Origin of the sequence: Solibacillus sp. FSL W8-0372 (genome assembly GCF_037969735.1) — a bacterium.
In the GTDB taxonomy this organism is placed as follows: Bacteria; Bacillota; Bacilli; order Bacillales_A; family Planococcaceae; genus Solibacillus; species Solibacillus faecavium.
This window is the reverse complement of sequence record NZ_CP150204.1, coordinates 2,923,917-2,938,814: the sequence shown is the minus strand read 5'-3', so window position 1 is coordinate 2,938,814 and position 14,898 is coordinate 2,923,917. Positions and strand designations below refer to the sequence as shown.

The window sequence follows — 14,898 nt, the reverse complement described above, 5'->3', positions numbered from 1 at the left end:
ATTGATTGAATGGAGGCTTTATCTATGTACTTCGTAGATAGAAATAAAATTACAAACAACTTATCACATTTAGATGAATTAATATCAATTTTTGAATCAACGGACAACTGGTTAGGCGATGAAATTCATAAACTTGCTTTACAGCGTATCGGCCATAATGTGATGGAAGCGATGATGGACGTTGGGAACCTTGTAATCGATGGCTTCATTATGCGTGATCCAGGCAGCTATGAAGACATTATTGATATCTTCGTTGATGAAAAAGTAATTACGCCTGAAATGGATGCACCACTAAAAGCAGTAGTGGGATTACGTAAAATGATTGTCCGTGAATTTATCGCAGTAGATAATGAAGAAATATTAACAGTGTTAACTTCAAATTTAAGTGCGTTAAAACAATTCTCAAGTAAAGTTGAAGATTATTTATTAAATGAGTTAGGTCCAGTTTCAGCATTTTTACCTGAGGACCATGCATAATGTTAGCTTATAAAGCGTACTGCTTTGATTTGGATGGAACAGTTTACCGCGGTAAAATGGGCATCGAATCTGCAGTGCAATTTATCCATCATCTTCAAAGACAGGGAATTGAGCCATATTATTTAACGAATAACTCGTCAAAAACGCGGGAAACATTACAGCAACTGCTAAAAAGTGTAGGTATTGAAGCACCACTTCATCATATATATTCGAGTTCATTAGCAACAGCAAAGTACGTTGCAACCATCTGCAAAAATAATAAGGTGAATGTCGTTGGGGAAGCAGGTATTCGTACAGCTTTACTTGAAGAAGGATTAGAAATAACGGAGGAACAAAGCGATGTACTTGTAATGGGCATTGACCGCCAAATAAGTTATGAAAAGCTTGTTAAGGCAAGTGCCTATATCCAAAATGGTGCAAAGTTAATCGGGACAAATGAAGATATCAAATTTCCAAATGAAAATGGTTTTGCACCTGGCAATGGTTCGTTTGTTCATTTAGTTGGCAATGTGGCTGGGGTAACACCGTTATTTATCGGAAAACCTTCACCAGTAATGCTTCAAATCATTGCGGACGAGCATCAATTTAAGAAAGAAGAAATGGTTATGATAGGCGACAATTATGACACCGATATTTTATGTGGCATACATTTTGGTTGTGAAACAATTCATGTCAATACGGGTGTAACGCCTACAGAAATTGTAAAACAACAGGCACAGCTACCCACTTATTGTGTAGAGAATTTAATTGAGCTATTAAAATAACAAAAAGAAATCCGGTGTGGGTAGTTTACCACATCGGATTTTCTTCGATATATTCATAAATGCGCTTCGTCAGTTCTTCTGGTGTATCCGCCTCGACTAAATCACCATTTACAACCGCATAAAAGCATTGTGCACATTTTGTACAATAGCTTAAGCAACCATATTCCAAAACATCTATATCAGGGTCTTGTTCTAATTGTTCATATGTTTGTTGTGCACCATTTGCTAAGTTACTAATACAAAATTCGACTAATGGATTTAACATATCGTCACCTCACTATTAGTCATGCTACTTTGTTTTTTTATTAACGTCAATTGCTCTGTTTCATAATATATTGCTATGTGAATTAATTCACAAAAACTAATTTAATATATTGTGAAATTTATCACAAACAGTTATAATGTTTATGGAAAGTTTGTGAACAAAACTATTCTTCGTACAGTAAGCGTTCTATTTCGTACTGAATGAAGGTAGAGCTTCTGACAGGCGTTGGAGATTTATATAGATTTTTTTGGGGTAAACTAGAAAAAAACAGACACAATTACGCGTAGGTGTAATTGATTAATTACAGAATATGAGGGAAATTGCTATGCAGAAATTAGTATTATTAGGTGGCGGATATGGAAATATGCGAATTTTGCTTCGTTTATTACCAGGCTTACCGGCAGATGTAGAAATTACATTGGTGGATCGTACACCTTTCCATAGTTTGAAAACAGAATTTTACGCACTTGCAGCGGGTACTTCTACAGATAAAGAAATTCGTGTTGCGTTTCCAGAGCATGAGCGGTTAAATCGTGTGTATGGTGAAGTTGTTCGTATTGATCGTGAAGATAAAAAAGTATATTTGGAAGATGGACAGGAACTGGCATATGACCAGCTTGTTATCGGTTTAGGCTGTGTTGATAAATATCATGGTGTCCCAGGCGCTGATGAATTCACATATAGTATTCAAACTATCGCAAAATCACGCAAAACATTTGAAAAGGTTTGCGGTTTAGCTCCTGGCTCAACTGTAGCAATTATCGGTGCAGGACTTTCAGGAATTGAGCTTGCAAGTGAATTACGCGAAAGTCGCTCAGATTTAAAAATTAAATTATTTGACCGTTCGCACCGTATTTTACGAGACTTCCCAGAAAAGTTAAGTGAATACATTAAATCATGGTTCGAAAAACATAATGTTGAAGTAATTGCTGAATCTAATATTACACGTGTAGAAGAAGGTCGTCTTTACAATCACGATGAAGTTATTGAAGCGGATGTAATTGTTTGGACTGCAGGTGTACAACCTGTAAAAATCGTTCGTGAATTGGATGTAGAAAAAGATAAATTTAATCGCCCAATCATTACAGACCATTACCATGTAGTTGGCGATGAGGATGTATACGTAGTAGGAGATTGTGCTTCTTCTCATTTACCTCCAACAGCCCAATTAGCCGAGGAACAAGGTGAGCGTATTGTAAAAGTACTAAAAATGCGCTGGAAAGGCGAGCCACTACCGGAAAAGCTTTCAGAAATCAAAATGAAGGGCTTTATGGGCTCCCTGGGTAAGAAGCAAGGCTTTGTTCATTTAGCTGATACAACGGTAACAGGACGTATTGCACGCCTAATGAAGTCAGGTCTTCTTTGGTATTATAAACGTCAAAACGATAATTAATAATAAAAATGCCTCTCTAGCAAAATTATGCTAAAGAGGCATTTCCTTACTCGCCACTTGGCTCAAAGCCTGCTGCTTCAAGTGCTGCAAATACAGGTTTAATTTGTACATAACCTTCTCCGACAACTTCATCATTTACTAAAACCAGTGGATAGAAAAATTCATCTTCTTGTATGCGATTTGCATAATCTTGATCACGCTCGTTATCAATTGTACCTTCAATGTCGATATAACGAATCGTAAACGGTTGTTCTGGATATTTACGTGAGATTGCAGCTTGAAGCCATTCGTATGTATCTTTAGAAGAAGGTGCGTTCACACAGCTCGCACAAATGATATTTGCGCCGAAAACTTCAATAATTGGCTGAGATTGTGACATGGGAATTCCAACCTTTCGCTATTCAATAATGGATTTTTTTGCTCCTTCACATTATAATGATTTTAATGAAGGGAGTCGAGCAAAATGACAGAAACAGAACAATATGCACAAGTACAGGAAGTTTTAGATAAATTACGCCCGTTTTTATTACGCGATGGCGGAGACTGTGAATTAGTTGATATTGAAGAAGGTATCGTAAAGCTGCGTTTACTAGGCGCATGCGGTAGCTGCCCAAGTTCTACAATTACGTTAAAAGCAGGTATCGAACGTGCACTATTAGAAGAAGTGCCTGGTATTGTTGAAGTAGAGCAGGTATTCTAATTAATGGTATTATCCTTTAGATTAAGGGGTATTCCATTTTGCGGAAAATAGCAAAATAGCATGAGCTGCCTTAAATTTAAATTTAAGGCAGCTCTATATTTTTTTTATAGGGGCATTTTTTCACGTTCTTCTCGGATCAATTCCCATTGCTCCTTGGCCATCTCTATAAGTTTTGCTTCGCCACCTACACGCTGACTTTCGATAACGCGTGAAAAGAAGCGAGTTGCATTTTGATAGTCGTTGATTCGACGTGATAATTCAGCAATCATATACATAATACGTATGGAAGACATTTGTGTACCTGAAAAATCTTCCGTCGAGAAGCTTTCCATATAAAAATCACGTGCCATTTTAAGAAAGCGTTGTTCTTGCCCAGTATTATTGATGGAGCGGTATAACCATGCAAGTCGTAGGGTCAAACCAGATATAATAACAAATTTTTCTTTTTTAATAGTTGCACATAATAAAGCAAGTTTATATGCCTGGATGGCATCGAAAACCGTACGCTCACTTTTAAAATTGTGTGGTATCCAATTATTAGAAATTTGAATAGTGATTTGTTCTTTGACACCCGGGGCAAAATATTGATTGAAGTCTTCCGTAAAGGAAAATCCACAATGCTGACAAACGAATACATTATAGTATAATGCGTTGACTTGATTATCTGCATATATTGGGTGAAAATCGGATTCGGTATGGTCAACTTTTATGGATTTTGAACGCACTTTTAATGTAGGGAATTTTTTTTTGCAATTTAAGCATTCAACATCTTTTTCATAGTATGGGGAAATTATCATAGGTCACATACCTCTCGCATAAATAATAACTATATTATAGCAAGGGAATTACAGGAATAGTGATAAATTAACTGAATTATTATGAATTTTTTTAGGTATTTTATCCTCCAGTAATAAAAGTGCTGTAGTAAAATACTTGGACTAGGCAGTTTTGTTGTCAGATACGTTTTACAATTGATATGATAAGTAAAGAAAGTAGGTGACTGAAATGGCAAGTGAAAAACAAGTAATTATATTAACAGAAGCGGCCTCATTTCAAGTCAAAGAAATGATGGTCCAAAACGAAGAGGAAAATGCGAGCTTGCGTGTAGCCGTAAAAGGCGGGGGCTGCAGTGGTCTTTCATATGGTATGGCATTTGAGCAAACAGTTAATGAAGACGACTTCGTTGACAACCAATACGGGATTCAAATTATCGTATCTAAAGAAGATGCGGGTATTTTACAGGATACTAAAATTGATTTTAAACAATCATTAATGGGCGGCGGTTTCACAATCGACAACCCGAACGCACTTGCTTCATGCGGATGCGGCACAAGCTTTAAAGCGGCTGCACGTCCAGCAGTAGAGCAACCATGTGAATAATGGATTGTTGTATAGGATTGTAAATAACAGCGGAAATTGATATGTACACAATCCCCAAAGAGTGTAAACACAACCCCAAAATGATGTATTAAGGGTTGTAAATACCAAGCCTTTTTGATTTGTATGTTGCAAAAACATAACAAATTGAGGAGGCTTTTTTGTATGGTTTTGAAGAAGAAAAAACGAACAGCAGTAGGGAAAATGGCTATGGAGAAGGACTACCCTAAGATTACATTTGAACAGGCGATTGACCTTGTAACGTCAGCTAAAAGAGCGGAAGGTTTACGTCCTAGAACTTTAAAAGATTATCAAAAGGATTGGGGATATTTTGTAAAATGGATTAAGGAGAATTATGAAATTGAAATGGTTGATGAACTAACACCTCAGATTTTTCGAGATTATATCAATTACCTTAAGTATGATGTTAAAAAGTATGAAGGGCATAAATTCATTAAAGAGGAACAAGGGGTAGGACTTGCTGATACAACTATCAATATTCGCCTACGAGTGTACAAAGCTATGTTTAATCATTTAGAACGTGAGGGATTAATAGCGATTAACCCAATGGAGTCTGTGAGGCTGTTGAAGCAGGATTTAGACCTTACAAACTGTTTTACCGATGAAGAAGTTAAAGAACTATTTAAACAGCCTGAGAAGCGAGATTATGTGGGCTTTCGAGACTATGTAGCGATGACAATTCTTTTAGATTGTGGTATTAGAGCGAATGAGCTACTAAGCTTGAGAGCGGTTGATATAGACTTTCAAACACGCTTCATAACGCTCAAGGCAGAGGTCAACAAGAACCGCAAGCCTCGTATTGTACCAATGTCAGGACATACAGTAAAGTTGCTCATACAGCTTATTGGAGAGAATAAGAAGCACTTTACAACAGATAGAATCTTTTTATCTCAGTGGGGAGAACCACTAGGTCAGAACCATTTCAATAAACGCTTAAAATTTTATGCAGAGAAAGCAGGAATCAAAGATAAGAAGGTTACAGCTCACGTTTATCGTCACACTTGGGCTAAGAATATGACGCTTAATGGTTGTGATTCATTCACTCTACAAAAGATGGGTGGATGGAGCGACATACGTACAATGCGTAGGTACATTCAGATGGACACAGATGACTTGCGTAAGACCCATGACAGTTTTTCGCCTGTGATGAATTTGTTGAATAAGAAGCAGTAGTTACTATGGAGCTAGAGAAATATTCTAGCTTCTTTTTATTTAGTGGCGGTTTACATGGGTAGGTGCTTTCAGTAGGTAAAACAAACGAAAAAGGTACATGTTGGTGGCAAATTTGGACAAGGTGGCTATATTCCATAGGTATATCCATAGAAAATGCCACTTCTGACGTGAAAATCTAATGTGCTATCGACTTTTACTTTGTTTTTAGTGGGTACTGAAGAAAGTTTAGTTTTGTTTCAGTAGGTAACGGAAAATCATTGGTATCATTGGGTTTCCACTGTATTAGATAAATGCAAAATATATTAATAACCCTTTTGGAATAGAGTGAAAGGAAACAACGCATATAAGAAAATTTCATGATAGAGTTTTCAAATAAGTATGTTATGTGAGTTAGTAAACCATTTACATATTTAAAAATTAGCGTTTTTAGAACAAAAATTCAAAATACCCCCGAATCAAAATCATATATAAAAGACTTAAGAATTTAATATATATTTTGATTCAGGGGTAGATTTAAAGGGAGAGAAAATAATGCAGACAGATACAGTGTTAATTACAGAAAAAGAGCTTATTGAACTAACAGTGACCTATGGTTACAGTGGTTCAGAATTAACGAACCCACATTTTTTAGAGAAAGGTTTCTTAAAACAAAATGGTACTTATAAATCATTCCTCAAAAAGGTTGAATCAATATGTGAATCGTGGGTTCGCTTGAGAAAAAAGAAAGGTCAACCTGTAATGTATGAGATTACAAACCTTTATGAAGAAGCACTACCTCTAGAAGATAATCGAAGTAACAATGGTAAGAAGTGGACAGAAGAAGATTTGATAATGCAAGATTATATTCATTTTGTCTTATCACTTGGAGAGGTAAATGATGAATTTCCTCGTTCCTTAAACTCGTGGGCAAAGTTGTTTGGACTTCCTACCTTAGAGGAAATAGATGAAATAGTTTCTGAAGAGGTTTTTGATGGATTGTATAAAGAAAAAGAGCTTTTGAAAATAATTGAAAAGTTTAAAAATACTATTTATCAAAGAAATAAAGAAGTAGTTTCTAATTCTTTTAGAGAGTTGGAAAAGCAAAATAAAATACAGGTTATTAAACGCCCTATATTTGTCTTACTAGGTGGTACATTTTCTTATCCATCTGAGGAAGAATATTCTGATGTTGAAAAAGAGAGAGCCAAGATTTTAGGTTCTCGAAATGTTAGCTTGAGGGATTTCTTTTTCAAACCTACAAATGAAAAAGTTATTGAAGCAAAGGTAGAAGTCGACGAAATGCTTAGAACTAGAGGGCTTATACTTTTTTATAGAGGTTATCAAATTAATGATAAACAGTCTGTCAGTTATGAAAATGCTTTAGGTGTACAACAATTTTTAAAAGCATATTCAGATAGATTAGTTCAACTAACTCTACAAAGAGAAAATAACCCCAATTATCAAGTGAATTTTGTTGAAAAAAGATTCTATATTTACAATACCTTAATTCTCTTGAGAGAGTTAGATTATGAGATAGATGGAACGCTAATTTCTAAGTATGAACCTACCAAAGATGATATTGTATCTCTAAAGGATTCCAAAAGGGATTATGTGATTGCTGAAAGAGAGTTGTATCACATGCAATTTGCGTTTTCTAATAGAGTCAAAGATGAAGAAATAGGGACATGGGGATTTAAAGTGATGTATGTAACAGAGAGCAAGCTTAAATCTTGGAATTGTAGTTAATAACAATTAGCGAAAAAGAATCATCGAGCAAAACGCTGAGGTTATTCAGTACCAATAAGGTATGGTTGAACAGCAATCAGGTATGACAAGCTGTGAGATAAATCGAGGTAGGCAATAACCCACTTCACTTCATTTCAGTGACGCTGAGGACAGTTCTGAGAGTCACATAGTACCTATAACCAAATGACCCTGTTATATTTTTTTACGATACGATAACGTTTGACCATTTCGATTCAATTTGAAGTGGTCTTTCTTTTTGTCCGAGTAATCGCTGCTTTTAAGTCAGATAACAGAATCAATCATTTACAGTAGCAAGAGCAACAAACAGTATAATTATTAGGGAATCATTGGAGCATGATGATAGGGGATACGATAACTCACAGCAATCGAAAGGGAGGGGAACAACTCATGATTTGTTTTGCTTTCGATTGCGAGTGAAGGTTATTTAGAAGTCAAAATAGATTCAACTTGATTCAAGATAACATCGTGGTTTTCAATTTTATCGTAGATAGCCGGGTTGAAAAGCTGTGGATTAGGACTGTTTGCAAAAATAACTTCAATATCATCAATAGACGTAAAGTCCTTATCGAGAGTTACAAGTTTTGCACCTAATAAGTATGTACTACTAATAATGAAAGCATCTCCTGTATGAAGGGTATACTTAATTGAGAAGTCTAAGGCAAAAGCTGTTGTATCAAATGTAGTATCTACATGTTCAGTTAAAGCCAAAACAGTATCTACTTTTTCCTTAGCAAGCCTATTGTACTTTTGTACCAAGCCTTTTTCAGAAGTTTTTGGTAAGTTACCCCAATTTCCTTTAGCTTGTTTTTTTGAATATCTTCCCTCATTAACCATATCAGTAGCATAAAGAATCTTAGCTATTGTGAATTGAAGTTCTTTTACAACTGTGGCGGAAATGTAAAGTCCACAATCTGAGTTAATAGCATGTACAAGAAAGTTTTTTACTACTTTGTGATATGGTTCACTCTCAATGATAAGAGCTACTAAAAAGTTAGTATCTAAAAAAAGAACGTCATCAGTTGTTAAAGTGATGACGTTGTCAAAGAAATTATTTGTGGTAGTCATGGTCAGTCTTACCTCGTAATTCATTTACTGTTTCAACGGCATCTACTTCATAGGGTGTTTTGATAGAGCCTGCTAAAGAAGATAATAATTCTATTCTCTTTTGTTGACGGGATGATAGTGCTTTCTTTTTATTAGGCCTTTTTGGCGGTGTAAGAAGCATATTTTTTCCACTCCCCTTATTCATAGTATATGCACCTCCTTACCAACAGATTACCCTTTTTTTAAAAAAGTATTCTTAGTACAGATGCATACTTGTAAAATAATGTACCATTAATGTTACTTAATGTAAATATTTAACTGTGTCAAGAAAAATAATTCTAGCAAGTAGTTTAGGAACATCAAGTAGGGCGCTTTAGTGTCAAAACTTTTAAGTATTGACACCGAAGAGGGGACACTGTAATATCAAAGTATCAAACGGTGTCATAACTAAGTGTCGAAAGTTATTAAGGAACGGGGGTACAAAATGACGATATATGGATATGCTAGGGTGTCAACAAAAGGACAAGACCTTGAAGTACAGATTAAAGCTTTACATAATGAGAATGTTGAAACCATCTATCAAGAAAAGTTCACAGGTGTAACCGTCAACCCAAATTGAACATTTTTTGCTCATTAAGGATGAACACTTTTTATTCGTTAAAAATCTTTTGCTGATGTTTTAAACGATGACTTTCGTTGTTCATATGAATAACCTCGACTCGATGTAACAGCCGATCCAAAATAGCTGTCATCATTCCCTGATTGTCCACTAATTCTGTCCATTCTTCTGGACTTCGATTCGATGTTAAAATGAGTGAACTTTGCTCGTACAGCTGGTGCACGAGTTGAAAGAATAACGTTGCTTCGCGTTGATCTAAAGCCATATACATCACATCATCTATAATAATTAAATCTGACGCCCGCAAACGTTTTAATTGGATTTGTGAGCGATGCGTAAACTCCTCCGTTTTCAGTAACTGAATTAGTTCACCCATTGTAATAAAATAGACTTGAAAGCCTCCTTGTATTGCCTCAATGCCTAAGCCTACGGCCAGTAATGTTTTACCTGCACCAGGTGGTCCTAAAAGAATTAAATTATAACTTTGTTCTAACCATTGAAACTCTTGCAGCTGCTTCATTTGACGCTCTGTAATCGCTGTTTGTTCTTCTAGTTGAAACATATGCAAGGGTTTATGATAAGGAAATCGCGCCCAAGCCAAGCGTTTCTCTATGCTCTTTTCTTCACGTCTTCTAAGCTCTAATGTTGTTAATTCCTCAAGGAATTCTAAATAAGTCCATGATACTTGTTCAGCTTGACGGAGAAGCTCAGGGAGCCCCTCAGCCGTTTCTGCTAAACGTAATTGTTTAAAAGCTTGTTGAATATCTACCACACTTTTGCTCATTTTATTTACCTCCCATACGATGAATGTATTCTTTTAAATCTCTCGTTTGAACAGCTATTTTTAGAGATTCTTTTGATTCTTTTACAACAGTTGTGGGTTGCTCTGGTTCGATTTTTGTCCGCTTAAAATAGGCAACAACGTCTCGAAACTCATTTGCACTATATAACTTTTCTTGAATACATTTATCAATCGCTGCTGGAATCCATTCTGGACTCTCTTTCGCAACCTTTTGGAACAGTAATAATTGATCTCTACGATAACGACCGTATGTATGGCAAACATCTTCAATATATTGCTCAGCATCTTCATAAGGAAATAATGTAAGCACTTTTCGTTGTAATTGATCGAGCGATGTGGAGCGATCACGTCCATGATTTAAATTTTTTATAAGTTTTCCTTTTTCTAAACTAATTGTGTGTTCCGCAAGAATTTCTCCAGTATGCGGTGCTAAAATTTTTAGTTTCTGCCCTTGGGGCACTAAATGTATGATTGGATATTTCGTATAAGTCCCCAATGGAACCGAATATCGATTTGATGCGTACCGAACTGTATTGTCCTTGTTCACATTCCTTGTTATAATTTCTGTATGGTTGCTTTCTATTATAGAAAGCGGTGTAGAGACTTTTCTTAAGTGTTGCTTTTCCAGGAGAAACACTTCGAAAGGTCTTTTTTTTGTTGTATTGTGCACTTTATAATTACCTGTACGTTCTAACCATTTCAAAGACCGATGGTTCCAATCTTCAAGTGTTGTATAGATGCGATTTTTAGCGAAATTATACTTAATGTATTTTACAACGTTTTCTATTTTCCCTTTAGACTCAGGGTCTGCTTTTCGACAGAGGTATACTTTAAACTTACGGTCTTTGACATACTGCTGAAAATCCTTCGTTAAAATGAGATCGCCGGCATTTTCACTTACCGCAATTAAATTATCTTGATCATAAACAATTTCATCTGTCACACCTTCGTAAAACTGAAAAGCCTTTTCATGGCAACCAATGGTGTCCCTTGTTGTAAAAGGACGATCTAACCAAAGGACATATTTATGACGAGAATGTGCTAAAACAAAGGCGATAAAATATAATTTTACTTCTTTGCCATCTGTTGTTTTTTGAATCGTTTGTCCCCAATCTACCTGTAATTGTTTGCCTGGTGGTTGTTCAATTACCGCTTCGTATTCTCGAGGTTCGTCTATCTTTTCAATTTGATAAATCTCACGTATTTCATTTACATAGCGTCTTACAGTACTTTCTCCAACATTAATTGATGGAAACTGCTCCTGCAGCCAATCTAAAATTTGTGCACCCGTTAAACTAGGATACTCACGTAACCAATTCACAATCCAATCCCGGTATTCATCTAGCTTTTTCTTTCGACCAGTATGACTAAATTCAATTACTGCATCTTCAAATGACATATCTAAATATTTATACACAGTATTACGTGAAATTTTAAGTCGTTTAGCAATCTGTGCAATTCTTAAACGACGTTTTCGTAATTGATGGATTTCAATATGTAACACAAGCTTCTCCTCCATTGGGACAGCCTCCTTATAAACTGATATTTCCAGTTTACAGGAAACTATTATTTAGATGAAAAGTGTTCATTTGAAATGAGCAAAAACTGTTAAGTTTATTTTAGCGGTTACAACAGGTACGTCTACAGACAGACCAAAGTTACAGGAACTGCTAGAAGTATTACAAGTTGGGGATAAACTTGTTGTAACTAAACTAGACAGACTAGCACGTAATACTAAAGAAGGTATTGAGCTGATTGAACAACTGTTTGAGAAGGATATTAAGGTGCATGTGCTGAATGTAGGCTTATTGGAGAACACGAGCATGGGGCGGTTCTTCTTAACCACGTTACTAGCTGTTGCTGAAATGGAACGTAACATGATTGTAGAACGCACACAGGAAGGGAAGGCGATAGCGAAACTGAATCCCGACTTCAAGGAAGGTAGACCTAAGAAATACAATCAGTATCAATTAGATGAAGCCATGAAACTACTTGAAACAATGTCGTTTGCTCAAGTAGAGAAAGAAATGGCACGTAGAGGTACGAAGATTAGTATGAGCACATTGAAGCGTGAAAGTAAGAAGCGTAAAGCTGAGAAACTATCAAAGGAAGTTTAAGGATTTTGAAAGCAGGAGCATGTCAGTGTTGATATGTTCCTTTTTGTGCTTTAACTAAGTACAGTATAATATAGGTATTAATGGAAAGGGGTACAATGTATGAAGCAGGTGCAGACCTAGCGACAATTGCTAAAATCATAAGAATCTTGAAACAATAAATAAGCATTATCAATCAAAGAATGATGGTATGAAAGAGATAACTGTAAAAGGATGAACTAATTTTTCCTTAATACCTTAACGGTCATTAAATTGTACATAAATAGAAGAGTTTTGAAAGGAAATAAAGAGCTTCAAAAAAAGAAGCTCTTCAACGTATGTTGTATGTTACTCATTCATTATTCTCTCTTCTCGTGTCTGACATTCACAACAATTACCATCGTAAATGGCAGTACTCATATCTGACCATGAGACTAAATTACTGCACCAATCGTTAGGACACTTTGGCAAATATACATCATTTTTAAGCATATCGAGGGCTATTGCTTTTAATTGTAATTCTGTTAAAGCTCCAATACCCTGTGTTATTGCTAGTTTAGCAGAGCCAATTGCTGCTTCATGGGCAAGGTTGCCATCTTCAAGTAATTCTTTTAGGTAGTTTAAAAGACCATGACTATAATCTTGCAGTCCTTCGTAATCTTCATAATCATCTTTTAATCTTTGAACTAATGAATCTACTTCAACAGAGTTAATCATATGTGTCCTCCCTTCACTTTTATAGTAAATATTTTAACCAATAATTTACAATGAGTCTAATAATAACACAAGGTAAAATCATCATTTTACATTGGTCATGTGAAAAGCTAACAGAGCAGCCTGTGAGGTCACAACAAGACTTCTCAGCTCTCCTAGGAAGCTCTGAATAACCTTAATCATGTTTTGATATAACGTGTCATAGCACTTGTAGGGAAGTTGGATGACCTATGAGTTTTGATGCAGGGTTAGCCCTAGTTTCCGATATTTAGATGATTGTTATTTGTAATAATAGTCTACCTATAATGTTTATTATTTTATAGGGGTTCATTAATTTATAATAAATGGTAAAATATTTAAAATAAAGTATATTAAGGAGATGCGTAAAAATGCATAGTCAAGAGTTTAGAGAAAAACAATTACCGCTGTGGGAGGAAATGATAACTAGTCTTTTTGAAGGTAATACTCCATTACAAAAGGTTTGGTCAGACCGTCAAGAGATAATAGAAGTACTAGATTATGTGGGTACGCACAAAGCTCTTAATCACACTTTTTTGCCTGAAAGTGGTGGATTAGATTTAAAGGGATGTGGTATTTCTAATGAGTCACAATGTATTGAAATGGACTTAGGTGTAGTGTATATAATCAAACCGAAGAAGCTTACTTTTCAATGGTTTGAAGAAGCTGATTACGAATGGGCTTATTTTATGTTAGAAGCTGACACATTAGATGTAACGGGAGTATATGAAAACCTATCTTTTAAAAGTGAAGAACTAGTAGAGATTGAAAAAGGCAAATATATTTCTAGAAATCACTGGGATTCTAATGAGTACAATGGAAGAAGGTTGCCTGAAGAAGCAAGGTTGGTAGTGAGATACACTTCAGGTCAGTTTGCCATTTTTTCTAAAGCTTCGAAGTATAATGGCGTTTCAAGTACCTATGATGGAAGGCATGATAAGGTAACTCCAATAGCATTTAAAAATTATATTGAAGAAATAGTAAATCGATTAAATCTTAAAAAATAGAGGAAGCTGTAATAGAGAGCGAGTTTAGGAGGGAAAGAAAGATGGAACTAGATTTCGCAACATTAGGCACCAAATTCGCAACTTTAGTCGCTCGTAATAGTGTGCCTGTGATAATGGATAGGGTAAAAGTAGCTAAAGAAGCAAAAGAAGATAGCGAAACAATCAATAGATTAGAAGAAATAATTAGTGAGTTGATATCCGAAAAAAACGAATTAATACAAATGGTTCAACTATATGAAGAACAACTAATAACTCAAAAGATTTCAGATGATGAAATTGATTATATTTCAAATAGTCTATTACCTATATTAGAGCAGTTTGTAGCTAATGATGACGGTCAGCAAGCAGCAACTACAGAAAAAGCTATAGAAGCAATTAAACCAATAATATCAAAAGAGACATTCTTAATTCTTCAAATGCTTGGATTTAACTTTAAGCAAGCAATCGGAGAGCCGCTTACACAATTACTTAGAGCCTTGATATCATCAAAAATTCCTATGGATGGAAGTAATCAACACGAGGTAATTAAACTTCAACAAGAAGCATACTTAGAAGAACTAAAAATTTATAATGACGAAAAAGCTTTTGAAAGAATGAGATTAGTTAGAACAGGTCAACTATGATAATTTTCTTGTTTTAGTCAAATGAACGCTATTGAGCGCATACAGTCAGCATGTGCTTTAAA

The 14,898-nt window shown here is 35.4% G+C and carries 17 protein-coding genes and 2 pseudogenes; 11 read left to right on the top strand and 8 right to left on the bottom strand.

The features are described 5' to 3' along the window. Positions 1-24: 24 nt before the first annotated feature. Both MKY13_RS15120 and MKY13_RS15115 read left to right on the top strand, forming a co-directional pair. The gene (locus MKY13_RS15120) at positions 25-477 is read left to right on the top strand and encodes a DUF86 domain-containing protein (protein ID WP_191699847.1); all 453 of its coding nucleotides are present in this window, start codon (positions 25-27) and stop codon (positions 475-477) included. Then, positions 477-1,241 carry a TIGR01457 family HAD-type hydrolase gene (locus tag MKY13_RS15115; protein WP_339213591.1) on the top strand — a complete coding sequence of 255 codons (765 nt, stop codon included), beginning with the start codon at positions 477-479 and terminating at the stop codon, positions 1,239-1,241. Before MKY13_RS15120 ends, MKY13_RS15115 begins: the two co-directional genes overlap by 1 nt. 25 nt (positions 1,242-1,266) lie before the next feature. Here the strand turns inward: MKY13_RS15115 and MKY13_RS15110 are convergent, their stop codons facing one another. Next, positions 1,267-1,506 (bottom strand): YuzB family protein, encoded by a 240-nt coding sequence (locus tag MKY13_RS15110; RefSeq protein ID WP_191699849.1) that lies wholly within the window; start codon positions 1,504-1,506, stop codon positions 1,267-1,269. Positions 1,507-1,831: 325 nt separating this feature from the next. Between MKY13_RS15110 and MKY13_RS15105 the strand changes: the two genes are divergently transcribed. After that, complete coding sequence (locus MKY13_RS15105) at positions 1,832-2,899, top strand: NAD(P)/FAD-dependent oxidoreductase (RefSeq protein WP_191699850.1); 1,068 nt, start codon at positions 1,832-1,834, stop codon at positions 2,897-2,899. A gap of 46 nt (positions 2,900-2,945) precedes the next feature. Here MKY13_RS15105 and MKY13_RS15100 read toward each other — a convergent pair whose 3' ends face one another. Then, positions 2,946-3,278 (bottom strand): YuzD family protein, encoded by a 333-nt coding sequence (locus MKY13_RS15100; protein WP_339213589.1) that lies wholly within the window; start codon positions 3,276-3,278, stop codon positions 2,946-2,948. On the opposite strand from MKY13_RS15100, the pseudogene MKY13_RS15095 reads away from it, so the two are divergent. Beyond that, positions 3,277-3,599, top strand: a pseudogene (locus MKY13_RS15095) (NifU family protein). The gene MKY13_RS15100 and the pseudogene MKY13_RS15095 overlap by 2 nt on opposite strands. A gap of 104 nt (positions 3,600-3,703) precedes the next feature. On the opposite strand, the gene MKY13_RS15090 reads toward MKY13_RS15095, so the two are convergent. Further along, positions 3,704-4,396 (bottom strand): DUF2225 domain-containing protein, encoded by a 693-nt coding sequence (locus MKY13_RS15090; RefSeq protein WP_339213587.1) that lies wholly within the window; start codon positions 4,394-4,396, stop codon positions 3,704-3,706. 208 nt (positions 4,397-4,604) lie between these two features. Between MKY13_RS15090 and MKY13_RS15085 the strand changes: the two genes are divergently transcribed. From MKY13_RS15085 to MKY13_RS15075, 3 genes are all read left to right on the top strand, one after another. Further along, positions 4,605-4,979 (top strand): iron-sulfur cluster assembly accessory protein, encoded by a 375-nt coding sequence (locus MKY13_RS15085; protein WP_191699853.1) that lies wholly within the window; start codon positions 4,605-4,607, stop codon positions 4,977-4,979. 162 nt (positions 4,980-5,141) lie between these two features. Next, positions 5,142-6,170, top strand: a complete 1,029-nt coding sequence (locus MKY13_RS15080; protein WP_339213584.1) for a tyrosine-type recombinase/integrase — start codon at positions 5,142-5,144, stop codon at positions 6,168-6,170. 531 nt (positions 6,171-6,701) lie between these two features. Further along, positions 6,702-7,895 (top strand): hypothetical protein, encoded by a 1,194-nt coding sequence (locus MKY13_RS15075; RefSeq protein ID WP_339213582.1) that lies wholly within the window; start codon positions 6,702-6,704, stop codon positions 7,893-7,895. A gap of 441 nt (positions 7,896-8,336) precedes the next feature. On the opposite strand, the gene MKY13_RS15070 is transcribed toward MKY13_RS15075, so the two are convergent. Further along, positions 8,337-8,981, bottom strand: a complete 645-nt coding sequence (locus MKY13_RS15070) for a type II toxin-antitoxin system VapC family toxin (protein WP_339213580.1) — start codon at positions 8,979-8,981, stop codon at positions 8,337-8,339. Beyond that, the gene (locus MKY13_RS15065; protein ID WP_339213578.1) at positions 8,965-9,165 is read right to left on the bottom strand and encodes a hypothetical protein; all 201 of its coding nucleotides are present in this window, start codon (positions 9,163-9,165) and stop codon (positions 8,965-8,967) included. Before MKY13_RS15065 ends, MKY13_RS15070 begins: the two co-directional genes overlap by 17 nt. 279 nt (positions 9,166-9,444) lie before the next feature. Between MKY13_RS15065 and MKY13_RS15060 the strand changes: the two are divergent. Next, positions 9,445-9,558, top strand: a pseudogene (locus tag MKY13_RS15060) (recombinase family protein); the annotation flags it as partial. Positions 9,559-9,610: 52 nt separating this feature from the next. Here the strand turns inward: MKY13_RS15060 and istB are convergent. After that, positions 9,611-10,363 carry an IS21-like element helper ATPase IstB gene (gene istB, locus MKY13_RS15055; RefSeq protein WP_191701900.1) on the bottom strand — a complete coding sequence of 251 codons (753 nt, stop codon included), beginning with the start codon at positions 10,361-10,363 and terminating at the stop codon, positions 9,611-9,613. Position 10,364: 1 nt separating this feature from the next. Then, a complete protein-coding gene (istA, locus tag MKY13_RS15050) occupies positions 10,365-11,885 on the bottom strand; it encodes an IS21 family transposase (protein WP_318245237.1) in 1,521 nt (506 codons plus the stop codon). 112 nt (positions 11,886-11,997) lie between these two features. Between istA and MKY13_RS15045 the strand changes: the two genes are divergently transcribed. Continuing rightward, the gene (locus MKY13_RS15045) at positions 11,998-12,498 is read left to right on the top strand and encodes a recombinase family protein (protein WP_339216952.1); all 501 of its coding nucleotides are present in this window, start codon (positions 11,998-12,000) and stop codon (positions 12,496-12,498) included. A gap of 324 nt (positions 12,499-12,822) precedes the next feature. Here the strand turns inward: MKY13_RS15045 and MKY13_RS15040 are convergent, their stop codons facing one another. Continuing rightward, positions 12,823-13,191 (bottom strand): hypothetical protein, encoded by a 369-nt coding sequence (locus MKY13_RS15040; protein WP_339213576.1) that lies wholly within the window; start codon positions 13,189-13,191, stop codon positions 12,823-12,825. A gap of 386 nt (positions 13,192-13,577) precedes the next feature. On the opposite strand from MKY13_RS15040, the gene MKY13_RS15035 reads away from it, so the two are divergent. Both MKY13_RS15035 and MKY13_RS15030 read left to right on the top strand, forming a co-directional pair. Further along, positions 13,578-14,213, top strand: coding sequence for a serine/threonine protein kinase (locus MKY13_RS15035; protein WP_339213574.1), 636 nt, complete (start codon positions 13,578-13,580; stop codon positions 14,211-14,213). A 41-nt stretch (positions 14,214-14,254) separates the two neighbouring features. Beyond that, on the top strand, positions 14,255-14,836 hold the full coding sequence (locus MKY13_RS15030) for a hypothetical protein (protein WP_339213572.1): 582 nt from the start codon (positions 14,255-14,257) through the stop codon (positions 14,834-14,836). Positions 14,837-14,898: the final 62 nt, after the last annotated feature.